This window comes from Halomonas sp. (genome assembly GCF_033549285.1).
Taxonomy (GTDB): domain Bacteria; phylum Pseudomonadota; class Gammaproteobacteria; order Pseudomonadales; family Halomonadaceae; genus Halomonas.
On the sequence record NZ_JAWSUJ010000055.1, the window covers coordinates 1 to 20,959 of the forward strand.

General features: G+C 68.7%; 19 protein-coding genes. 7 read left to right on the plus strand and 12 right to left on the minus strand.

Going from position 1 to position 20,959, the window contains the following annotated elements; genetic code table 11:
* A partial coding sequence (locus SCI24_RS13010) for a Sir2 family NAD-dependent protein deacetylase (protein WP_318725781.1) occupies positions 1 to 303 on the minus strand: 303 nt, incomplete at its 3' end.
* A 126-nt stretch (positions 304 to 429) separates the two neighbouring features.
* On the opposite strand from SCI24_RS13010, the gene SCI24_RS13015 reads away from it, so the two are divergent.
* On the plus strand, positions 430 to 1,341 hold the full coding sequence (locus SCI24_RS13015) for a nuclease-related domain-containing protein (RefSeq protein ID WP_318725782.1): 912 nt from the start codon (positions 430 to 432) through the stop codon (positions 1,339 to 1,341).
* On the opposite strand, the gene SCI24_RS13020 is transcribed toward SCI24_RS13015, so the two are convergent.
* The 11 genes from SCI24_RS13020 to glnA all read right to left on the minus strand — a co-directional run bounded on the left by SCI24_RS13020 (position 1,342) and on the right by glnA (position 14,273).
* Positions 1,342 to 2,115 carry a ribonuclease T2 family protein gene (locus SCI24_RS13020; RefSeq protein WP_318725783.1) on the minus strand — a complete coding sequence of 258 codons (774 nt, stop codon included), beginning with the start codon at positions 2,113 to 2,115 and terminating at the stop codon, positions 1,342 to 1,344.
* A gap of 2 nt (positions 2,116 to 2,117) precedes the next feature.
* Positions 2,118 to 3,467, minus strand: coding sequence for a deoxyguanosinetriphosphate triphosphohydrolase (locus SCI24_RS13025; protein ID WP_318725784.1), 1,350 nt, complete (start codon positions 3,465 to 3,467; stop codon positions 2,118 to 2,120).
* A gap of 60 nt (positions 3,468 to 3,527) precedes the next feature.
* Complete coding sequence (locus tag SCI24_RS13030) at positions 3,528 to 5,024, minus strand: tripartite tricarboxylate transporter permease (RefSeq protein ID WP_318725785.1); 1,497 nt, start codon at positions 5,022 to 5,024, stop codon at positions 3,528 to 3,530.
* Positions 5,025 to 5,033: 9 nt separating this feature from the next.
* On the minus strand, positions 5,034 to 5,510 hold the full coding sequence (locus SCI24_RS13035) for a tripartite tricarboxylate transporter TctB family protein (RefSeq protein ID WP_318725786.1): 477 nt from the start codon (positions 5,508 to 5,510) through the stop codon (positions 5,034 to 5,036).
* The gene (locus tag SCI24_RS13040; protein WP_318725787.1) at positions 5,507 to 6,502 is read right to left on the minus strand and encodes a Bug family tripartite tricarboxylate transporter substrate binding protein; all 996 of its coding nucleotides are present in this window, start codon (positions 6,500 to 6,502) and stop codon (positions 5,507 to 5,509) included. The genes SCI24_RS13035 and SCI24_RS13040 overlap by 4 nt, the downstream gene beginning before the upstream one ends.
* A 99-nt stretch (positions 6,503 to 6,601) precedes the next feature.
* A complete protein-coding gene (locus SCI24_RS13045; RefSeq protein ID WP_318725788.1) occupies positions 6,602 to 7,807 on the minus strand; it encodes a CoA transferase in 1,206 nt (401 codons plus the stop codon).
* A 2-nt stretch (positions 7,808 to 7,809) separates the two neighbouring features.
* Positions 7,810 to 8,763 carry a hydroxymethylglutaryl-CoA lyase gene (locus SCI24_RS13050; protein ID WP_318725789.1) on the minus strand — a complete coding sequence of 318 codons (954 nt, stop codon included), beginning with the start codon at positions 8,761 to 8,763 and terminating at the stop codon, positions 7,810 to 7,812.
* 383 nt (positions 8,764 to 9,146) lie between these two features.
* Positions 9,147 to 10,559 (minus strand): nitrogen regulation protein NR(I), encoded by a 1,413-nt coding sequence (gene glnG / locus SCI24_RS13055; RefSeq protein ID WP_318725790.1) that lies wholly within the window; start codon positions 10,557 to 10,559, stop codon positions 9,147 to 9,149.
* Positions 10,552 to 11,598 carry a nitrogen regulation protein NR(II) gene (gene glnL / locus SCI24_RS13060; protein ID WP_318725791.1) on the minus strand — a complete coding sequence of 349 codons (1,047 nt, stop codon included), beginning with the start codon at positions 11,596 to 11,598 and terminating at the stop codon, positions 10,552 to 10,554. Before glnL ends, glnG begins: the two co-directional genes overlap by 8 nt.
* Positions 11,599 to 12,091: 493 nt before the next feature.
* Positions 12,092 to 12,688, minus strand: a complete 597-nt coding sequence (locus SCI24_RS13065) for a DUF4124 domain-containing protein (RefSeq protein WP_318725792.1) — start codon at positions 12,686 to 12,688, stop codon at positions 12,092 to 12,094.
* Between the two features lie 178 nt (positions 12,689 to 12,866).
* On the minus strand, positions 12,867 to 14,273 hold the full coding sequence (gene glnA, locus SCI24_RS13070) for a glutamate--ammonia ligase (protein ID WP_318725793.1): 1,407 nt from the start codon (positions 14,271 to 14,273) through the stop codon (positions 12,867 to 12,869).
* 559 nt (positions 14,274 to 14,832) lie between these two features.
* Here glnA and SCI24_RS13075 point away from each other — a divergent pair.
* The 6 genes from SCI24_RS13075 to SCI24_RS13100 all read left to right on the plus strand — a co-directional run bounded on the left by SCI24_RS13075 (position 14,833) and on the right by SCI24_RS13100 (position 20,948).
* Positions 14,833 to 15,372: a glycosyltransferase gene (locus SCI24_RS13075; protein WP_318725794.1), complete on the plus strand. Its 540-nt coding sequence runs from the start codon at positions 14,833 to 14,835 to the stop codon at positions 15,370 to 15,372.
* A gap of 142 nt (positions 15,373 to 15,514) precedes the next feature.
* The gene (typA, locus tag SCI24_RS13080) at positions 15,515 to 17,341 is read left to right on the plus strand and encodes a translational GTPase TypA (RefSeq protein WP_318725795.1); all 1,827 of its coding nucleotides are present in this window, start codon (positions 15,515 to 15,517) and stop codon (positions 17,339 to 17,341) included.
* Between the two features lie 130 nt (positions 17,342 to 17,471).
* Positions 17,472 to 17,789: a hypothetical protein gene (locus tag SCI24_RS13085; RefSeq protein ID WP_318725796.1), complete on the plus strand. Its 318-nt coding sequence runs from the start codon at positions 17,472 to 17,474 to the stop codon at positions 17,787 to 17,789.
* A gap of 129 nt (positions 17,790 to 17,918) precedes the next feature.
* Positions 17,919 to 19,364 carry a sodium-dependent transporter gene (locus tag SCI24_RS13090; RefSeq protein ID WP_318725797.1) on the plus strand — a complete coding sequence of 482 codons (1,446 nt, stop codon included), beginning with the start codon at positions 17,919 to 17,921 and terminating at the stop codon, positions 19,362 to 19,364.
* Positions 19,365 to 19,388: 24 nt separating this feature from the next.
* Positions 19,389 to 20,156: an ABC transporter ATP-binding protein gene (locus SCI24_RS13095; RefSeq protein ID WP_318725798.1), complete on the plus strand. Its 768-nt coding sequence runs from the start codon at positions 19,389 to 19,391 to the stop codon at positions 20,154 to 20,156.
* Between the two features lie 87 nt (positions 20,157 to 20,243).
* The gene (locus SCI24_RS13100) at positions 20,244 to 20,948 is read left to right on the plus strand and encodes an ABC transporter ATP-binding protein (RefSeq protein ID WP_318725799.1); all 705 of its coding nucleotides are present in this window, start codon (positions 20,244 to 20,246) and stop codon (positions 20,946 to 20,948) included.
* Positions 20,949 to 20,959 lie beyond the last annotated feature (11 nt).

Here is a 20,959-nt window from a genome sequence, read left to right on the forward strand (position 1 = left end):
GCCCAGCGCCTCGAGCCGCGCCAGGGCCTCGTGGGCCGCATTGGGCCTGGCCTCCTGCAGGGTACGAAAGCCCACCAGGGCCCGTGCCCAGTAGCGCTGGCGCGCCGCATGGCTGGCCATGAACACCTGGTGCTGCATGGGCGGCGGGCGCTTCCAGTCGCCGCGGTCGTCGCGATAGTCGGGAATGCCGCTGGCGGTGCTGATGCCGGCGCCGGTCAGCACCGCCAGCCGGGGGTGTCGCGCGACGAAGTCGGCGAGCGCCTCGAGGTCATGGGCCGGTGTCGCTGTCGTCGCCTGTCTCACGCCTGCCTCCTCACACCCCATCGCTCGTTCCTCGCCTGCCCCTCGTCTGCCACGCCGAAAGAGCATGGCCCCGCGAGGGGGAGGTTGTCTAGAATGGACGCTTCCCCTTCAGGGCAAGGAATCCCGATGGCCTGGCTGGAATACCTGCTCCCGCTGATCTTCCTGTTCCCGCTGGCGGCCACCGCGGTGATCGTGGTGGCGCTGCGCAACCTGCACGATGCCCGGGTACGCTCGCCCTTCGACGCCCACCCGCTGCGCGAGCCCGGTCAGGCCCTGCGCGACCGCCTCGACCGCGCCTTCGCCGGGCTCTTCCTCGACGGCGCCCTGGGCCCCATCGTCACCCTGGCGCCGCTGGTCTACGGCATGGGCCGCATGCTCTTCTCCAGCGAGCAGGACTGGATCGAGTGGGCGCTCTACGGCGCGCTCTGCACCCTGCTGGCGCTGGTGTTCTGCTTCCTGTTGATCCGCGACTTCCAGCGCATCCGCCGGCTCAAGCTGGGACTGGCCAGCGAGCTCGCCGTGGGCCAGGAGCTCGAGCGGCTGATCCGCCCCGAGGCGCACCCCTACTACGTCTTCCACGACGTGCCCGGCGATGGCTATACCATCGACCATGTGGCGGTCACCCCCCACGGCATCTTCGTAGTCGAGACCCGCGCCCGCACCCCTGCCATCACCCCCGGCGGCCGCGAGGTCAACCTGGTCGCCGTGGAGCCGGACCGCCTGCGCTTCCCGGGCTGGAGTGAGCGACGGCCGCTGCGCAAGACCCGCCAGGCCACGCGCTGGCTGACCGGCTGGCTCGAGCACCAGGTCGGCGGTCCGGTGCCGGTCAAGGGCGTGCTGGCCCTGCCCGGCTGGGAGATCGACACCAGCCAGGCGCCGGACGACCTGCTGGTGGTGAGTGGCGGCGACCTGGCCAGGCGGCTCACCGCGACCCGGCTCGGCGAGGTCGACGACGCCACCCACGACGCCGTGATCACGGCCCTGCGCCATCGCGCCAGCCTGCTGGACCTGCCGCCCCTGGCGGGCCCCTCGGTCTGATCAGTCGAAGGTGGCGATGCGCACCCGGGTCGCGCAGCGGCCGCGATCCTGGCGCACCAGGCTCTCGGCCGCCGGGAACGCCGCCAGGCGGGCGGCATCGATGCCGATGCGCACCTCGGTGAGCAGGCGATTGCCGCGCCCGCGGCACTCCAGGCGCAGTGCACGCCCCGTGTCCTCGCCGAAGGCCGCCTCGAAGGCATTGATCAGCGCATTGCGCCCCACCTCGCCGCCCTGATTGAGGGTCACGAAGGCCGCGAAGGCACTGGCGTTGACCCTCTCCAGCATCGCCACCGAGGCCGAGAAGTACCCCGCCTCGGGCAGCGCCAGGCAGGCGGCGTGCTTGGCATACTGGTAGCGGTCCAGGCAGCTGGCGCGCCCCGGCATGGCGGCGTCCAGCGCCTTCCCCAGCGGTCCCGGCAGGTCGAGGGGCGGATGGGCGCGGCAGAAGCTGCCGTCGGGCCGCGGCGTCTCGAGGAAGCAGCCCTCGCGCCACCAGCGGCGCCGGTCGACGCCACGCGCGGCGAAGCGCTCAGGCAACGAGGGCCAGAGGCCATGCAGCACGAAGCCCCGCTCGCCCCCCTCGCGCAGGTCCGGTTCACGGCACTCCCGGGGCGGGCGTGAGCGGCTCGCGCAGAAGCCGGGGTGCCAGGTCAGCGCCAGGGTGTAGTGGTCGAACCCCTCGCCCGGAAGCCCCTCGAGAGGCTCCTGTGCCAGCGCGAGGCTGGCCAGCAGGGCCGCCGCCAGGCCCAGCAGCGGCCGGCACCAGGCGCGCATGCTCAATCCCCCCGCAGCCGGCCGCCCATCTCCTGGGCCAGGTCCACGGCGTAGTGGTCGGTCATGCCACCGATGAAGTCGAGCATCCGCCGGTAGCTGTCGTAGAGGCTCCAGGAGGGGCGCGGCGTGTTCTCGCCGATCAGCGCCAGCACGCGCTGGTGCTTGAAGGTGGAGCGCCCATGGTGGTGCAGCTCATGGGCCGCCCCGATGAAGGCCTCCAGCAGGATGCCCAGGGTCGTGTAGGCGCCGATCTCCAGCTTGGCCTTGCGCTCGTTCTGGAAGATCCGCTCCCGGGCCAGCTGCTTGGCCGCCTTCACCCCCCAGCCCAGGTCCGGGTGGCAGAGCTCCAGCAGGTCGTCCTTGAGGCGCCCGCCCAACAGCTCGGCCTCGTGCTGCACGAACACCGCCCCCACGTCGTTCACCGCCCGCTCCATGGCCGCCCCGCGCAGCGCGGCGATGCGCCGCCGCTGGGAGACCCCGTGACGCTGCATGGCGGCATAGTCGGTCGGCTCGCCGCCGGCGATCTGGATGAGGATCCCGGCCACCTCCTCGTAGCGCAGGATGCCCATCTCCAGGCCATCCTCCAGGTCGAGCAGCGCGTAGCAGATGTCGTCGGCGGCCTCCACCAGCCAGGCCATCGGGTGACGGCACCAGCGCCCCACGCCGCGGGGCAGCAGGCCCAGCCGCTCGGCCACCTCCGCCAGCAGCTCGCGCTCGCTCTGGTAGCAGCCGAACTTGCCGGCCGCCCCGCCGTGCTCCACGGTCCAGGGGTACTTGAGCAGGGTGCCGAGCGTCGCCGTGGTCAGGCGCATGCCGCCGCGGAACTGGTTGTACTCCACCTGGGTGACGATGCGAAAGCCCTGGGCGTTGCCCTCGTAGGTGAGCAGGTCCTGGCGCTCGGGCGCCGAGAGCCCCTCCAGCAGGCCGCTGCCATCGGCCGCGGCGCGGGCGAACCAGTCGCGGATGGCGTACTCGCCGGCATGGCCGAAGGGCGGGTTGCCGATGTCGTGGCCCAGGCAGGCGGCCTGGACGATCACCCCCAGGTCTGCCGGGGTGATCCAGTCGGGCAGCCGGCCACTCAGTCGCTCGCCGACGATCATCCCCAGCGAGCGTCCCACGCAGCCCACCTCCAGGGAGTGAGTCAGCCGGGTATGGATATGATCGTTATCGGTCAGCGGGTGGACCTGGGTCTTGCGCCCCAGGCGCCGGAAGGATCCGGCGAAGACGATGCGGTCGTGGTCCTTGTGGAAGGGGCTGCGGCCGATCTCGTCGCGGCCGCCGCCGGGGCGCTCGCCGCGCCGGTCGTGCAGGCGACCCGGGTCGAGCAGCCGCTCCCAGCTCATCTGCGTCATGGGCGTTCTCTCCTTGGATGGCCCATTCTGGCAGCCCCGGGCGCCGGCGCCCAGCCCGGCCTAGGCGAGGCGGCCCCTGATCCGCCAGGAGTAGACCAGGCCGGCAACGATCAGGGTGACGGCGAAGAGGTAGATGCCCACCGAGATGCCGCTGCTCCACAGGATGCTCCAGTCGCCGCCGGAGATCGCCATGGCGCGGCGCAGGTTGAACTCCATCTGCCCGCCCAGCAGCAGGCCCAGCACCACCGGCACCGTGGGGATCTCCAGCTTGCGCAGCGCATAGCCCAGCACCCCGAAGCCCAGCATCATGTAGAGGTCGAAGGCGCTGTTGTTGAGCGAGTAGACGCCGACGAAGGCCACCATCACCACCAGGGGCATCAGGAACCAGCCCGGCGCCAGCAGCACCCTGGCGAACAGGCTCACCAGCGGCACGTTGAGCACCAGCAGCACGAAGTTGCCGATCACCAGCGCCGCCACCAGCCCCCACACCATCTCCGGCTGCTGCTCGAAGAGCAGCGGCCCCGGGGTGATGTTCATCGACAGCAGCAGCGCCAGCAGGATCGCCGTGGTGCCGCTGCCGGGGATGCCCAGCGACAGCATGGGAATCAGTGCCCCGCCCGCGGCGGCGTTGTTGCCGGCCTCGGGCGCCGCCACGCCGCGCGGGTCCCCCTGGCCGAAGCTGCCGTCGCGCCCCACCCAGCGCTTCTCGAGCATGTAGGCGAGGAAGCTGCCCAGCGCCGCGCCGGCCCCGGGCAGCACCCCGGCAACGAAGCCGATCAGCGAGCCACGGGCGATGGTCGGCGCACAGCGGCCGGCGGAGCGCACGCCGGGCATCGCCGAGCCGAGCCTCAGGGTCGGGCGACTGGTGCCGCGGATGTCCTCCAGGTAGATCAGGCACTCCGAGATGGCGAACAGCCCCACCAGGGCAACGATGAAGTCGATGCCGTCGTAGAGCTCGTAGAGCCCGAAGGTGTAGCGCGGCACCCCGCTCACCGCATCGATGCCGACGCTGCCCAGCAGCAGCCCCAGGAAGGCGGCGATAAAGCTCTTGACCAGGCTGCCGCCGGTCACCCCGCCGATGGTGGCGAAGGCCAGCACGAAGAGGGCAAAGTACTCCGCCGGGCCGAAGCGGATGGCGAACTGGACCAGCAGGGGGGCGAACAGCGCCAGTCCCAGGGTCGCCACCCCGGCGCCGGCGAAGGAGGCCACCGCAGAGAGCCCCAGCGCCTCGCCGCCACGCCCCTGCAGGGCCATGGGATAGCCGTCCAGGGTGGTCATCATGGCCGGCTCGTCGCCGGGGATGTTGAGCACGATGGAGCTGATGCGTCCGCCATACATGCAGCCGTAGTAGACGCTGACCAGCAGGATCAGCGCGCCCGTGGCCGGCAGGCTGAAGTTGAAGGAGAGCGGGATCATCAGCGCCACGCCGTTGACCGGCCCCAGGCCGGGCAGCGCGCCGATCAGCGTGCCGATGACACAGCCGATGAATGCAAGGAAGAGGTTCTGGGGCTCCAGGGCCACGGCAAAGCCCTGGGCGAGGAAGGCGAGGATATCCATGTCGCGGCGTTACCAGTCCAGGCCCGGCATGTCGGGAAGCGGGATTCCGAGGGCGAATTCGAACAGCGCATAGAGGGCGAGGGCGAGCACGGCGCCGCTGACCAGGGCGGGCTTCCAGGCTGCCCCGAACAGGCGGACCAGCAGCACCACCGCCACCAGGGAGGCCGGCAGGAAGCCGAGCGGCTTGACCAGGCCGGCGAAGCTCGCCAACACCAGCAGGGTCAGCGCCTGGCGCAGCAGGACGGCGCGACCCGGCCAGCGCTGGTTGACGCCGGGACGCAGGATCAGCAGCAGCGACAGCGCCGCCAGGGGCAGGCTGATCAGGCGCGGGTATTCCCCCGGCCCGATGGGCTGCATGAAGCCAGACTCCAGGTCGTGGGAGAGCCACCAGGCACCCACCGCCAGCACCAGCAGCAGGACCCCGGCGATGCGATCACCGATGACGCCGGGCACCCGCCCGGCGTCGTCCTGCAGGAGCTCGCTCACTGGATGACCCCGATCTCCCGGGAAATGGCCTCGACCTCGTCGATGGACTCGCGGACGAAGGCATCGAACTCGTCACCGCCACGCCACAGCGGGACCAGGCCGTTCTGCTGGGCGACCTCCTTCCACTCGTCGCTGTCGTAGAGCGCCTGGAGGTCCTCCACCAGGGCGGTGTAGTCCTCGTCGGAGACCTCGCCGCCGGTGTAGAAGCCTCGCCAGTTATAGCCCGCCACGTCATAGCCCTGGGAGGCGGCGGTGGGCAGGTCGGCGAAGGGCTCGGGCAGCGGCTCCTCGGAGAGCACCGCCAGCACGCGCACGTCCCCCGACTCGATGAAGCCGGCGATCTCCCCCAGGTCGGTGGAGACCACATCCACGTGGCCGCCCATCATCTGGGTCACGGCGGGGCCACCCCCGTCGAACTGCACCCAGCGCAGGCTGCCGATCTGGTCGTCCGGCATGCCGGCCTCCTTGGCCAGCATCAGCGCCCGGATATGGTCCCAGCCGCCGGCCCCGCTGGAGCCGGCCATGGCCAGGGCCCCTGGATCCTCGACCAGGGTCTCGAGCAGCTGCTCGAGGCTCTGGTACTCGCTCTCGTCGTCGACCAAGATGACGCCCACATCGGTGCCGAGCATCGCCAGCCAGCGCATGGTGTCGGCACCGCCGGGATACCTGCCCTGGGCGATCTGGGTGACCCCCACGGTGCTGGTGGCGACGATCAGGTCACTGTCATCGGCACGGTTGCTGGCAACGTTGGCGAAGGCCACGGCGCCCACCCCGCCCGGCATGTTGGTGACCTGCACCGGGCCGTCCGTCAGCTCCAGGTCGAGCAGCAGCTTGCCCACCGAGCGACAGGTGAAGTCCCAACCGCCGCCGGGGTCCGCCGGGGCGATGCACTCGCCGATGGGCAGGGCGTGGCCGGGCATGCTGGTGACCAGGCCGAGGCCCAGCAGGGCCGAGGCGGCAAGCCCCCGCGTGGCGTGCTTCATGGTTGGCATCTCGTTGATCCTCCTGTTGTTGTTATAACGACTGTTGTTATAGCGACTGTTGTCCTGGCCACGAGCCCCACCGGGCCCGGGACCCTCTGCAGCCTAGGTTCAAATCACGCCCTGCGCCTCCAGGGCCTTCAACTCGCCATCATCGAAGCCGAGCTCCGCCAGGACCTCACGGGTGTGCTCGCCAAGACGGGGCACGGGATGGTGCACCGCCGCCGGCGCCTCCTGCATCTTCACCGGGAAGCCGGTCACGGGAATCCGGCCGAGCTCGCCCTGGTCGAGCTCGATCCGCATCTGCTGCGCCTGGACCTGCGGGTCCGCAAAGGTCTCGCGCAGGTCGTGGACGCGTCCGCAGGGCACCCCGGCCCGGTTGAGGTGGTCGATCCAGGCGTCGACGCTGCGTGTCTCGGTCATCGCCGTCAGGCACGCGCGCAGTGCCTCCCGGTTGGCCATGCGCCGGGCGTTGTCGGCAAAGCGTTCGTCGTCGAGCAGGTGCAGCATCCCCAGGGCCCTGAGCAGGCGCTCCACCATGGCGTCGTTGCTGGGGGCGATGGCCACCTCGCCATCGCTGGCCCGGAACAGGCCGTAGGGATAGAGCATCGGGTGGTCATTGCCGGTACGCGCCGGCACGCGGTCGGTGGCGAAGAACTCCGCGGCCAGGTAGCCCATCATGCCGATCAGGCCGTTGGTCAGGGCGGTCTCGACGATATCCCCCTGGCCGCTGCGCTCCCGGCGGACCAGGGCGGCACAGATGCCGAAGGCCAGGTTCTGGCTGGCCACCATGTCGCTGATGGGCGGGGCCGCCCGCATGGGCTCGCCGTCGGCCGGGCCATTGACGCCCATGAAGCCGCTCATGGCCTGGGCAATGAAGTCATAGGCCGGGCGGTCGCGGTAGGGGCCGGTGGAACCGAAGCCGTTGATGCGCCCGACCACCAGCCGCGGATACCGTGCCCGCAGGGTCTCGTCATCGAAGCCCATCTTCGCCAGTACGCCGGGCCGGAAGTTTTCCACCAGCACATCCGCATTCTCGAGAAGTCGGTGAAGCACCGCCTTGCCCGCCTCCTGGCGAAGGTCCAGCGTCATGGAGCGCTTGTTGCGGTTGAACTGGGCGAAGTACCAGCTGAAGCCATTGACCATGTTGCCCTGGGAGCGCACGACGTCGCCGCGCCCCGGCGATTCCACCTTGATCACCTCGGCCCCGTGGTCGCCCAGGATCTGGGTGCAGAAGGGGCCGGAGATCACCCGGGTCAGGTCGATGACGCGAATCCCCGCGAGGGACCCTGCGGCGGGAGATGGGTGGTCGGACATCCTCAGCCTCTTGCGGTGGGAACGGCGGAGCAGTCGCCCAGGGCAAGGCGCGGCCCGGCCCTGGAGACCTGGGCGGGGAGCGGCCGCCCCATCAGGCGGGTGGCCAGCCGGCCGGCCTCGATCAGGCCCTCGAGGTCGATGCCGCTCTCGATGCCCATCTCGTCGAGCAGGTAGACCAGGTCCTCGCTGGCGATGTTGCCCGACGCCCCCGGGGCGAAGGGACAGCCGCCGAGCCCGCCGATGGAGCTCTCGTAGCGGTCGACGCCCAGCCAGAGTCCCTGCATGACGTTGGCCAGGCCAATGCCGCGGGTGTTGTGGAAGTGCAGGGTCGGCGACAGCGAGGGGACGACCTCGTGCAGGTGACGGACCCGTTCGGTGACCAGCGGCGGGGTGGCCATGCCGGTGGTATCGCCCAGCGACAGCCGGGTCGCGCCGAGGTCGGCGAAGTGGCGGGCGATACGCCCCACCGCGCGGACGTCGACCTCCCCCTCGAAGGGACAGCCGAAGGCGGTGGCGATGGCGCCGCGGACCTCGATGCCGCTGCCCTCCAGGCGGCGGGCGACCTGCTCGAAGGCCGCCAGGGAGTCCTCGATGCGGCAGTTGACGTTCTTGGCATTGTGGGTCGCCGAGGCAGAGACGAACAGCACGACCGAGTCGACCCCGGCGTCCAGGGCCCGCTCGGCACCGCGCAGGTTGGGGACCAGGGCGGAGAAGTTCACATCCGGCATATCGCGCACGGCCGACACCAGCTCGGCGGCATCGGCCAGTGCCGGCACGGCCCGTGGGCTGACGAAGGAGGTCAGCTCGAACTGCCTGACGCCTGCCGCCACCAGGGCCCTGACCAGCCTTGCCTTGTCCGCGGTGGGGAGCAGCACAGGCTCGTTCTGCAGGCCGTCGCGCGGGCCCACCTCGGTGACCTGGACATGCGTCGGAAGCGTTTCGGGTGAAGCGGACATGGGGCGTCCTGCTGGATGAAAGGGGGGCTTATGCATCGACGCTACGGCAGCGCCGTCACGCACAACAATGCGCCTTTCGTCCCAGGCCGTCACGGCTCGCTCACCCTCCGCAGCGGGCCACGATGGCTTCGAATCATGCTTCCACGCAGAGCGTCCCGGCCATTGAACGCGACGCCCTGCGGCTTGGCGGCTTGGCGGCTTGGCGGCTTGGAACCAAGCCTACTCCCCGTCGGCCAGCGCCGGCAGCCGGGTCTTCAGCTTGCCTGCCCTTCAAGAGAGCGGGTATTGCGCCCCCACCTCCTCACTCCCCATCGGCCAGCGCCGGCAGCAGCGTCTTCAGTTTGCCTGCCCTTCAAGAGAGCGGGTATTGCGCCCCCACCTCCTCACTCCCCGTCGGCCAGCGCCGGCAGCAGGGTCTTGAGCTTACGCGTCAGGGTATTGCGCCCCCAGCCCAGCAGCTCGGCGGCCTCGCCCTTGCGCCCCCCGGTGTGCTTGAGCGCCGTCTCGATCAGGATGCGCTCGAAGTCCGGTACCGCCTCCTCGAGCAGGTGGGTGTGGCCGGCGGCCAGCGCCCGGTCGGCCCAGTCGCGGAAGGCGGTGCGCCAGTCGCCGGCGTTGCCCTGGGTGGCCCCGGGCTCGCGCAGCTCCTGTGGCAGGTCCTCGACGAGCACCTCGCGGCCGGAGGCCATCACCGTGAGCCAGCGGCAAGTATTCTCCAGCTGGCGGACGTTGCCCGGCCAGGGCAGGCGGGTGAGGTGCGCCTCGGCCTCGGGGGTCAGCACCTTGACGTCGGTGGCGAGCTCCTTGGCCGCCTCGGCCAGGAAGTGGCGCGCCAGCCGCGGAATATCCTCGCGGCGCTCGGACAGCCGGGGCAGATGCACCCGGATCACGTTGAGGCGGTGGAAGAGGTCCTCGCGGAAGCGCCCGTCCTCCACCAGGGTCTCCAGGTTCTGGTGGGTGGCGGCGATGATCCGCACGTCCACCTTCACCGAGGTGTGGCCCCCCACCCGGTAGAACTCGCCGTCGGCCAGCACCCGCAGCAGGCGGGTCTGGGTCTCGGCGGGCATGTCGCCGATCTCGTCGAGGAACAGGGTGCCGCCGTCGGCCTGCTCGAAACGCCCCTGGCGCTGGGCGGTGGCGCCGGTAAAGGCGCCCTTCTCGTGGCCGAACAGCTCCGACTCGATCAGGTCCTTGGGGATCGCCGCCATGTTCAGGGCGATGAACGGCTTGCCGGCCCGCGGGCTGTGCTGGTGCAGCGCCCGGGCCACCCGCTCCTTGCCGGTCCCCGACTCGCCGTTGATCAGCACCGTGATGTGCGAGTGCGACAGCCGGCCGATGGCGCGGAACACCTCCTGCATGGCCGGGGCCTCGCCGATGATCTCGGCATCCAGCCCCTCGGGTACGCTGACCGGACGACGCCGCTCGCGGGCGTGGGCCACGGCGCGGCGCACCAGGGCCAGGGCCTCGTCGACGTCAAAGGGCTTGGGCAGGTACTCGAAGGCGCCGCCCTGGTAGGAGGCCACGGCGCTGTCGAGGTCGGAATGGGCCGTCATCACGATCACCGGCAGCTCCGGATGGACCTCGCGCACCTTGGCCATCAGGTCCAGGCCGTCTATCCCCGGCATGCGGATATCGGTGACCAGCACGTCCGGCGGTGCCTCGAGCAGGCGCTCCAGGGCACGGTCGGCCCGGTCGAGGGTCTCGACCTCGAGGTCGGGCTGGGCCAGGGCACGCTCCAGCACCCAGCGAATGGCGCGATCGTCGTCGACGACCACCACGCGAGCGACATCAGTCATGGTGCTTCTCCAGCGGAATCAGCAGTCGGAATTGGGTATGGCCGGGCTCGGAGTCGCACTCGATCAGACCCTGGTGCTGGTGCAGGATCGACTGGGCGATGGAGAGCCCCAGGCCGCTGCCCTCGGCGCGGCCGGAAACCATCGGGTAGAAGAGGGTCTCGCGCAACGACTCGGGAATGCCCGGGCCGTTGTCGATGATCGCTACCTCGCAGACCAGCCGGTGGCGCTCGGCGCCCAGGGTGAACTGGCGGCGGGCACGGGTGCGTAGGGTGAGCCGCGGCGAGGCGACACCGGCCTCGATCATCGCCTCCATGGCATTGCGCGCCACGTTGAGCACGGCCTGGATCAGCTGCGACTCATCCCCGGAGAGGTCCGGCAGGCTGGGGTCGTAGTCGCGCTCGATCCACACCCCGGGCTGCTCGACGATCAGCAGCGAGCGCACCCGCTCCAGCACCTTGTGGATATTGAGCGGCTCGTGGCGAATCATCCGGTTTGGTCCCAGCATGGAGTCGACCAGGTCGCGCAGCCGGTCGACCTCCTCGATGATGATGCGGGTGAACTCCTTCAGCCCGGGATCGTCGAGGTCGCGCTCCAGCAGCTGGGCCGCGCCGCGGATGCCGCCCAGCGGGTTCTTGACCTCGTGGGCCAGCCCCCGGGCGAGCACCTTGATAGTCTCCTGGCGGGTCTGCAGCGCCTCCTCCCGGGAGATGCGCAGCAGCCGGTCGCGGGGCTCCACCTCCAGCAGCAGCTCATCGGCGGAGAGCGGCGAGACGGTATAGTCGACGGTCAGCACCTCGCCGGTGACCAGGGTCAGGCGCGCCTCGCGCTGGGTGAAGGGGTGAAACTCGTCACGGGCCTTGGCCAGCAGCTCGCCGACCTCGGATCCGCCGTCCACCAGGGAGGGCAGGGGCAACCCCTTGAGGCGACTCAGGCTGATCGCCAGCAGCGCCTCGGCGGCAGGATTCATCCAGCGCAGCCGCAGCTCGCCATCGAGCAGCAGCACCGCCGTGGTGAGGTGTTCCATCAAGCGTTGGTACATGGGGAAATCCTGACCGGTCCGGTGGTGGCCTCCCTCGGGAGGCACTTTCAGCAGCTGATGCAAAGAGCTTTTGCAAGAAGCTTTTGCAAGAAGCTCCTGCAAGAAGTGCGCCACCCCATGGGGCACGACATGGCGCCGTATCGGGGCAGGGGCGCACCGATATTGTGCACCACTTTAGTGCAGGGAAGTGCCGAACGCCCAATGTCGTGCCGCGGGAGAACGTCGAGCAGGAGGGTCAGCGCCCCTCCGGGGGCGGAAAGGCACGAGGTGGGTGGCGATGGGGCGGGGTTGCCGGCCACGCCTTTTCGTCATCGGGGTAGCGTGAGGTAGCGTCGTCGCGCAACCGCTCCAGGTGCTCGAAGGCGCTGCCCTCGCTCACCCGGTCGGCATGTTCGAAGGCATCGAGGCGACCCTCGTCGCGAGGCAGGGGCTCGCGACAGGGCCTGTGGGTGCCGTCCGGACACAGCGGCCGATGTGGCCGGCGAAGGGGAAGCTAATTGCTGGCCGGATTGTTGGGGTTCTGGGGCAGGTTGACGCTGGCCCGCTGCACGTAGAGGGTCACCGGCGACGTGCGGTGGCGCACCGCACCGCTGGCATCCAGCAGCTCGGCCTGCAGCACATGCTCGCCGCGATTCAGGTTGTTGAGCATGAAGGTATCGGTGTGCATGGCCGTCTGGCTGACCTGGCCGTCCACCAGCAGGCGCACCCGATGATCCTCGCGCAGGTCCGGCTGGATGCCCAGGGTCACCTGGACGTTGCCGGCGGCCCCGGTGGGCAGCGTCTCCTCCTGGCGGGGCGAGAGGATGCCGAAGCTGTCGTAGGGCATGAAGGGCTGCCCCGGCCCGGCGGCTGCCCCCCCGCCACTGCCGCTGCCACCATCGTCGACCACGGCCGGCGCACCGGCCCCGCGGACCTCGCCGCGACCGGGCACCACGGTGAGCGGCTTGAGATCGACCTCCTCGCCGCCGCGCTCCGGGTTGTCGGTGAACACCACATTGCCCTGGGCATCGGTGGTGCGATAGATGGTCTGGGCCTGGGCCGCGAGGCTGACCGAGAGCCCCAGCGCCAGGATCACGAGTGCCTTGTTCATGCCTACCCCCTGCGTCGTCACCGCCGCCCGACGGCAACGGCCATGAGATTGCATCATCCTTTCCTTGGATAGTGTACGAAAGAAAGGGGTTCCGCCATGGCGGAACCCCTGCTTCGCTCAACGCGGGTGGCGGCGAGCCACGACGGACCCGCAGGTCCGGGCGCTCGGTCGCCGGCGATCAGCAGCTGTAGTACATGTCGAACTCGATCGGGTGCGTGGTCATGCGGATACGCTCCACGTCCTCGCTGAGCAGCTCGATGTAGGCATCGATCATCTCGTCGGTGAACACCCCGCCCTCGGTGAGGAAGGCGCGATCGGCATCCAGCGCCTCCAGGGCCTGGTCGAGGCTGTGGGCCACGGTCGGCACGGCCTTGCCCTCTTCCGGCGGCAGGTCATAGAGGTTCTTGTCCATGGGGTCGCCGGGGTGGATCTTGTTCTTGATGCCGTCGATGCCGGCCATCAGCATCGCCGCGAAGGCCAGGTAGGGGTTGGCGGTCGGGTCCGGGAAGCGGGTCTCGACGCGCTTGCCCTTGGGGCTCGCGGTGTAGGGGATGCGCAGCGAGGCGGAGCGGTTGCGGGCGCTGTAGGCCAGCATCACCGGCGCCTCGAAGCCCGGCACCAGGCGCTTGTAGGAGTTGGTGGAGGCGTTGGTGAAGGCGTTCAGGGCGCGGGCGTGCTTGATGATGCCGCCGATGTAGTAGAGCGCCATCTCGGAGAGGCCGGCGTACTCGTCACCGGCGAACTGGTTGACGCCCTCCTTCCAGAAGGACTGGTGGACGTGCATGCCGCTGCCGTTGTCGCCGACCAGCGGCTTGGGCATGAAGGTGGCCGTCTTGCCGTAGGCGTGAGCCACATTGTGGATCACGTACTTCATCTCCTGGACCTCGTCGGCCTTCTTCACGAGGGTGTTGAACTTCACGCCGATCTCGTTCTGGCCGGCGTTGGCCACCTCGTGGTGGTGCACCTCGACGGACTGGCCGATGGCCTCCAGGGTGTTGCACATGGCGCCGCGGATGTCGTGGAAGCTGTCCACCGGCGGGACCGGGAAGTAGCCGCCCTTGACCCGCGGACGGTGGGCCAGGTTGCCACCCTCGACGGGACGGTCGGTCGACCAGGCCCCCTCCTCGGAGGTGATCTTGTACATGGAGCCCTCGATGTCGGACTTCCAGTGCACCTCGTCGAAGATGAAGAACTCGGGCTCGGGACCGAAGAAGGCGGTATCGCCCAGGCCGGAGGACTGCAGGTAGGCCTCGGCGCGCTTGGCGATGGAGCGCGGATCACGCTCGTAGCCCTGCATGGTGGCCGGCTCGATGATGTCGCAGCGCAGCACCAGGGTGGCGTCCTCGGTGAAGGGGTCGAGGAAGGCGGTGCCATCCTCCGGGCGCAGGATCATGTCCGACTCGTTGATGCCCTTCCAGCCGGAGATGGAGGAACCGTCGAACATCTGGCCGTTCTCGAAAAATTCCTCGTCGACGTCACGGGCGGGGATGGTGACGTGCTGCTCCTTGCCGCGGGTGTCGGTGAAGCGCAGATCGACCCACTTCACGTCATGTTCTTCAATCAGGGCGAGAGTCTTGGCAGACATGATGTCCTCCACTGTGAGCTAGGCTCGAAAGGTTGGGCTGAGGTAATGCAATGGCGCTGGCGATCCCAGCACGTGTTGTAGCATGCCGCGGCAGCGCTGCCCACGACCGCCATGCACGAACATGGCACTGCCCGGAACAATGCAGGCAGCGTGCCAACCTTGCACCGTTTCCGCCCACCCATCCCGTATCCATTTGATTCAACTAGGCTTTCAAGCCTGACTTCCGAATCCCTTCCTGCACCAGCATTCCCATGGTGACCCGGGAAGCCGGGAAGCCAGCCTCCTGTTCGCATCATAATGGTGCACAAAGCCACCCTTTCGCACCATGCTTGAGCGCTTCGTCGCCCCCTTGCCCGCTGATGGCGCACCTCATGCCCGAGGCGGCCGGCAGGTCATGATTCGCGCACAGAAATATCAGTCCGTCGCCTAATTGATACGCTTCACAACCAAAAACTACACTCACTTACATGGTGGCGCCGGCCGGCGATGGCGCGGGTTCCGGAGATGGCGTCCTTTCAGTCCGACCCGCGCACGACCTGACACTGGAGCCGGCACGAGCATGATCGTCTGCAGCATCCTCCTCGATGCCCGTGCCGCGGGTGCCGGCCTCCCCCGCCATCTGGCAGCCCTCAGGCCGCTCCGCCAGCGACGCGACCTGCGCCTGGAAGTGGTGCTCGCCGACGATACCGAGGACCCGCGACTGCTGCGCCTGGCGAGTGGACATGACGTGCGCATCGTGGCCACCGAGGGCACCCCGCTGGGGGATCGCCTCAACACGGCCGTGGCCCACTGCCAGGGGCAGGCGCTGCTGTTCCCGGCCCGGGGACGCACCATCCCCGTCGGCTGGCTGACGAAGGCGCTGGAGGATATCGACAAGCACAGCCGGGATGCCGTGGTGCTGACCACCTCGAGCACCAGCCGGCTGGCACAGCTCTGGCAACGCCTGCGCCACCGGACGCCCGCGGACACCCTCTGTGTCTCGCGGGCCTGGTTCGAGCGCATCGGTGGCTGCGACCCGGCACTCGACGCCGAGGCCCTGCCCGACCTGATCGAGCGCCTGCATGCCTGCCAGGCCAGGATCACTGCCGTGGTGGCCTGAGCCGCGGCCGACCTCGCGGCCACGCGGAGCCTCCCAAGCCACTGATATCCCGTGGCACCGCAAGATTCCCGGCGACAACGCTGGTAGCCGTCATCGCCCTGCCCCTATAATGCGCCCCCAATTTTGTCAGCAGGATCCCGTCGTGATCGATAACCTTCGCAACATCGCCATCATCGCTCACGTCGACCACGGCAAGACCACCCTGGTCGACAAACTGCTCAGCCAGTCCGGCACGCTCGACCGCAAGGCCGAGGGGCAGGAGCGCATCATGGACTCCAATGACCAGGAGAAGGAGCGCGGCATCACCATCCTGGCCAAGAACACGGCAATCCGCTGGCAGGCCCCCGACGGCCAGTACTACCACATCAACATCGTCGACACGCCGGGACACGCCGACTTCGGCGGCGAGGTCGAGCGCGTCATGTCCATGGTCGACTCCGTGCTGCTGCTGGTGGACGCGGTCGACGGCCCCATGCCGCAGACCCGCTTCGTCACCCAGAAGGCCTTCGACCAGGGCCTCAAGCCCATCGTGGTGGTCAACAAGATCGACCGCCCCGGCGCCCGCCCCGACTGGGTCATCGACCAGATCTTCGACCTCTTCGACAACCTCGGCGCCAGCGACGACCAGCTCGACTTCCCGATCATCTACTGCTCGGCGCTCAACGGCATCGCCGGGCCGGACCCCGACGAGCTGGCCGAGGACATGACCCCCATGTTCCAGTCCATCGTCGACATCGTCGAGCCGCCCAAGGTCGAGCTCGACGGCCCCTTCCAGATGCAGATCTCCGCGCTGGACTACAACAGCTATGTCGGCGTCATCGGCCTGGGCCGCATCACCCGCGGCTCGGTGAAGCCCAACCAGCAGGTCACCGTCATCACCAAGGAAGGCAACACCCGCAAGGGCAAGATCGGCCAGGTGATGACCCACATGGGCCTGGAGCGCGTGCAGACCGACGAGGCCACCGCTGGCGATATCGTCTGCATCACCGGCATCGACAACCTGGCGATCTCCGACACCCTATGCGACCCGGCCGCCGTCGAGGCGTTGCCGGCGCTCTCCGTGGACGAGCCCACCGTCTCGATGAGCTTCCAGGTCAACGACTCGCCCTTCGCCGGCAAGGACGGCAAGTTCGTCACCAGCCGCAACATCAAGGACCGGCTCGAGCAGGAACTGATCCACAACGTGGCGCTGCGCGTCGAGCAGGGCGAGACCCCGGAGAAGTTCAAGGTCTCCGGTCGCGGCGAGCTGCACCTCTCGGTGCTGATCGAGACCATGCGCCGCGAGGGCTTCGAGCTCGCCGTGGGCCGCCCCGAGGTGATCATCCGCGAGATCGACGGGGAGAAGCAGGAGCCCTACGAGGAAGTGATCATCGACTGCGAGGAGCAGCACCAGGGCGCCATCATGGAGGAGCTCGGCTATCGCAAGGGCGAGCTGATCAACATGAACCCGGACGGCAAGGGCCGCGTGCGCCTGGACTTCATGATCCCCGCCCGCGGGCTGATCGGCTTCCGTGGCCAGTTCCTGACCCTGACCTCCGGCACCGGCATCCTCACCAGCCGCTTCGACCACTACGGCCCGCTCAAGCCCGATGCCTCCATCGAGCGTCGCAACGGCGTGCTGGTCTCCATGGTCTCCGGCAAGGCCCTGGCCTATGCCCTCTATGCCCTGCAGGAGCGCGGCAAGCTGATCATCGACCACGGCACCGAGGTCTACGAGGGCATGCTGATCGGCATCAACAACCGGGCCAACGACATGGTGGTCAACCCCACCAAGGGCAAGAAGCTCGACAACATGCGTGCCTCGGGCAACGACGAGAACATCGTGCTTACGCCGCCGGTGAAGTTCAGCCTCGAGCAGGCCATCGAGTTCCTCGATGACGACGAGCTGGTCGAGATCACCCCGCACCACATCCGCCTGCGCAAGAAGCACCTGACCGAGAACGAGCGCAAGCGCGCCGGCAAGAAGTAAGGTCCGCTTCCCGTGCCGTTCCCAGAGCCCGCCCCCGGCGGGCTCTGTCGTTTCCGCCCGCGGCGTGCTGCCGTTCCCGGTCTCGGCGGCTATGCTGGAGGCTGGATTCCCCCCAAGAAGGAGCCCCGAGATGCACAAGCATGTGGAGTGGGACGACCCTGGCCGCGACAGCGTGCTGGAACACTTCGCCAGCCACCCCGAGCAGCTCGTCGAGCCGCGGCCCGGCGACATCCTCTCGGCCCGCTATGAAGGCGTCATCGTCCGGGTCAAGGTGGAGGCCTGGGTCGACGGCACCAGCATCGGCGAGGTGGCGGCGCTGATCGCCGCCGACAACGGCCGGCGCATGAAGTCCCACGGCAAGCTCGCCCTCGGCGACACGGTCCGCCTGCCGGATGCCTGCCGCGCCCTGGAGCCCGAACCCAGCGCCCCGGAAGACGACGGGGAGTGATCGCGCGCGCCGATACCATCCCCGTCGCCAACGGCCCCTAAACGCAGGTCGACTAGCCAGGAAGGGGCCTTGTGCCGCAAAGTTGGGGCGACAGGCCCACAAGGCCCACCAAGGCAATCCTGGATCCCCATGAGCACGCACAACGTCTGGACCCACAAGGGCACCTTCCTGCTGGCCGCCGTCGGCTCGGCCGTCGGGCTCGGCAACCTCTGGCGCTTCCCCTACCTCACCGGCGAGAATGGCGGCGGGGCCTTCATCCTGGTCTATGCCCTGACCATCTTCGCGGTGGGCATTCCCATCCTGATCGCCGAGATCATGCTGGGACGCAGCAGCCGCCGCAGCCCGATCATGGGTATGCGCTTCCTGACCCATACCCACAACACCTCACGAGCCTGGGAGTCGATCGGCTGGCTGGGCGCGGTCTCGGCCTTCCTGATCCTGAGCTTCTACTCGGTGATCGCCGGCTGGGCGATCCACTACACCGGGCTGATGTTCACCGGCAGCATGGTCGACGTGGATGCCGCCGGCGTGGGAGAGAGCTTCGATGCCCTGCTCGCCTCGCCCGGTCTGCTGACGCTCTACCACACCCTGTTCATCGCCGCCTCGGCGCTGATCGTCGGCCTCGGCATCCACAAGGGCATCGAGTCCGGGCTGCGCGTGCTGATGCCCTCGCTGTTCGTGATCCTGCTGGTGGTGCTGGGCTACGGCGCCATCATCGGCGACTTCGGCGCGGCGGCCGGCTTCCTGTTCACCTTCAACCTCGCCGACCTCAGCCTGGAGGGGTGGCTGCAGGCCATGGGCCAGTCGTTCTTCACCCTGAGCCTGGGCATGGGCGCGATCATGGCCTATGGCGCCTACATGTCCGGCGAGGCCTCGCTGACCCGCACCGCCTTCTCCATCGCCGTGGTCGACACCGCGGTGGCCATGGTCGCCGGCCTGGCGATCTTCTCGCTAGTCTTCGGCGCCGGGCTCGACCCCGGCGAGGGGCCGGGGCTGATGTTCGTCACCCTGCCGCTGGCCTTCGCCGAGATGCCCGGCGGGGCGCTGGTCGGCGGGGCCTTCTTCATCCTGGTGCTGGGGGCGGCGATCAGCTCGTCGATCTCGCTGATCGAGCCGGTGGCGGCCTTCCTGGTCGAGCGCTTCGACATGACCCGGCCCCAGGCCGTGGCGGTCATGGTCATCGCCAGCTGGGCGCTGGGGCTGCTCACCGTGCTCAGCTTCAACCTCTGGGCCGAGGGCACCCTCTTCCACGCCCTCTTCGGGCGCAGCGCCTTCGACTTCATCGAACTGCTGACCAACATCTTCATGCCGCTGGGGGGCCTTCTGATCGCGCTCTTCGCCGGCTGGGCGCTGACCCACAGCGAGGTGATGAAGGAGATGCGCACCAACGAGCGCTGGTTCCGCATCTGGCGCTTCCTGGTGCGCTTCGTGGCGCCCGCGGCGGTCGCCTTCGTCTTCCTGCGCAGCATCCCGCAGGTGGAGGGCTACCTCATTCCGGCCATCGGCGCCGTGGTGATCGTCGGCGCCTTCGCCGCCGGCCGCACCTTCCTGGCCGACGACAGCCAGGAGCTGTAAGAACAACAACCGACGGAACCCCACATGGCAGCCATCATCGACGTCCAGCACGTCCACAAGGCCTTCGGTGGCCTCAGGGTCATCAACGACTGCTCGATCCAGGTGGAGCAGGGCTCTATCACCGGCCTGATCGGCCCCAACGGGGCCGGCAAGTCGACGCTGTTCAACATCATCGCCGGAGCCCTGCCGCTGGACAGTGGCCGGGTGCTGCTCGACGGCGAGGAGATCACCAACCGCCCCGCCAATCAGCTGTTCCACAAGGGGCTGTTGCGCACCTTCCAGATCGCCCACGAGTTCTCCCACATGACCGCCCTGGAGAACCTGATGATGGTGCCGCCGGCCCAGGCCGGCGAGAGCCTGTTCAACGCCTGGTTCAAGCCCTCCCTGGTGACGATGCAGGAGGCCGAGGTGCGTCGCCGCGCCCTGGAGGTGATCGACTTCATCGGCCTGCACCATGTGCGCAACGAACTGGCCGGCAACCTCTCCGGCGGCCAGAAGAAGCTCCTGGAACTCGGCCGCACCATGATGACCGACGCCCGGGTGGTGCTGCTCGACGAGATCGCCGCCGGGGTCAACCGCACCCTGCTCGGCGACCTGGTCACCAACATCGAGCGGCTCAACCGCGAGATGGGCTACACCTTCCTGGTCATCGAGCACGACATGGACATGATCGCCCGCCTCTGCGACCCGGTGATCGTGCTGGCCCAGGGCAGCGTGATGGTCGAGGGCTCGATCGAGGAGATCCAGAACGACCCACAGGTCATCGAGGCCTACTTCGGCTCCGCGTCCTGACGGGGAGTCGCCGCCCGCGGGCAGGCACCCGGCCAGCGCATTCCAGCGCTTTCCAACAACGAGAAAGAACGCAGAGAACGTCTGACAATGCCATTACTCGACGCACGCGACGTGCATGGTGGCTACGGCGGCATGAACATCCTCAACGGGGTGGACATGGCCATCGAGGCCGACGAGATCGGCGTGATCGTCGGCCCCAACGGCGCCGGCAAGTCCACCATGCTCAAGGCCATCTTCGGCCTGCTCCACGTCAGCCAGGGCGAGATCCTGCTGCGTGGCGAGCCGATCCACAACCTGCCGCCCAACAGGCTGGTGCAGAAGGGCATGGGCTTCGTCCCCCAGGAGAAGAACGTCTTCCCGAGCCTCACGGTGAAGGAGAACCTGGAGATGGGCGCCTTCCTCAAGCCCGGCAACGTCAAGCGCATGCTCAAGCAGGTCTACGACTTCTTCCCGCCGCTCCATGACAAGCGCCACCAGCCCGCCGGCGAGCTCTCCGGCGGCCAGCGCCAGATGGTGGCCATGGGCCGCGCGCTGATGGCCGAGCCCAGCCTGCTGCTGCTCGATGAGCCCACCGCCGGCCTCTCGCCGCTCTACATGAACGAGATCTTCGAGCAGGTGAAGCTGGTCAACTCGGCCGGCGTGGGCATCCTGATGGTCGAGCAGAACGCCAAGCAGGCCCTGGCCATCGCCGACCGGGGCTTCGTGCTGGCCGCCGGCCAGAACCGTTTCACCGATTCCGGCGCCGCCCTGCTGGCCGACCCGGAAGTCGCCAAGAGCTTCCTGGGCGGCTAGCCGGGAGCGGG

Bases quoted from the DNA above. Each gene is read 5' to 3' on its own strand.
- SCI24_RS13050 (WP_318725789.1), bottom strand. From the start codon at position 8,763: ATGTCCGCTTCACCCGAAACGCTTCCGACGCATGTCCAGGTCACCGAG.
- SCI24_RS13100 (WP_318725799.1), top strand. From the start codon at position 20,244: ATGCCATTACTCGACGCACGCGACGTGCATGGTGGCTACGGCGGCATG.
- glnA (WP_318725793.1), bottom strand. From the start codon at position 14,273: ATGTCTGCCAAGACTCTCGCCCTGATTGAAGAACATGACGTGAAGTGG.
- SCI24_RS13090 (WP_318725797.1), top strand. From the start codon at position 17,919: ATGAGCACGCACAACGTCTGGACCCACAAGGGCACCTTCCTGCTGGCC.
- glnG (WP_318725790.1), bottom strand. From the start codon at position 10,559: ATGACTGATGTCGCTCGCGTGGTGGTCGTCGACGACGATCGCGCCATT.
- SCI24_RS13015 (WP_318725782.1), top strand. From the start codon at position 430: ATGGCCTGGCTGGAATACCTGCTCCCGCTGATCTTCCTGTTCCCGCTG.
- SCI24_RS13095 (WP_318725798.1), top strand. From the start codon at position 19,389: ATGGCAGCCATCATCGACGTCCAGCACGTCCACAAGGCCTTCGGTGGC.
- SCI24_RS13020 (WP_318725783.1), bottom strand. From the start codon at position 2,115: ATGCGCGCCTGGTGCCGGCCGCTGCTGGGCCTGGCGGCGGCCCTGCTG.
- SCI24_RS13040 (WP_318725787.1), bottom strand. From the start codon at position 6,502: ATGCCAACCATGAAGCACGCCACGCGGGGGCTTGCCGCCTCGGCCCTG.
- SCI24_RS13045 (WP_318725788.1), bottom strand. From the start codon at position 7,807: ATGTCCGACCACCCATCTCCCGCCGCAGGGTCCCTCGCGGGGATTCGC.
- SCI24_RS13065 (WP_318725792.1), bottom strand. From the start codon at position 12,688: ATGAACAAGGCACTCGTGATCCTGGCGCTGGGGCTCTCGGTCAGCCTC.
- glnL (WP_318725791.1), bottom strand. From the start codon at position 11,598: ATGTACCAACGCTTGATGGAACACCTCACCACGGCGGTGCTGCTGCTC.
- SCI24_RS13030 (WP_318725785.1), bottom strand. From the start codon at position 5,024: ATGGATATCCTCGCCTTCCTCGCCCAGGGCTTTGCCGTGGCCCTGGAG.
- SCI24_RS13085 (WP_318725796.1), top strand. From the start codon at position 17,472: ATGCACAAGCATGTGGAGTGGGACGACCCTGGCCGCGACAGCGTGCTG.
- SCI24_RS13075 (WP_318725794.1), top strand. From the start codon at position 14,833: ATGATCGTCTGCAGCATCCTCCTCGATGCCCGTGCCGCGGGTGCCGGC.
- SCI24_RS13025 (WP_318725784.1), bottom strand. From the start codon at position 3,467: ATGACGCAGATGAGCTGGGAGCGGCTGCTCGACCCGGGTCGCCTGCAC.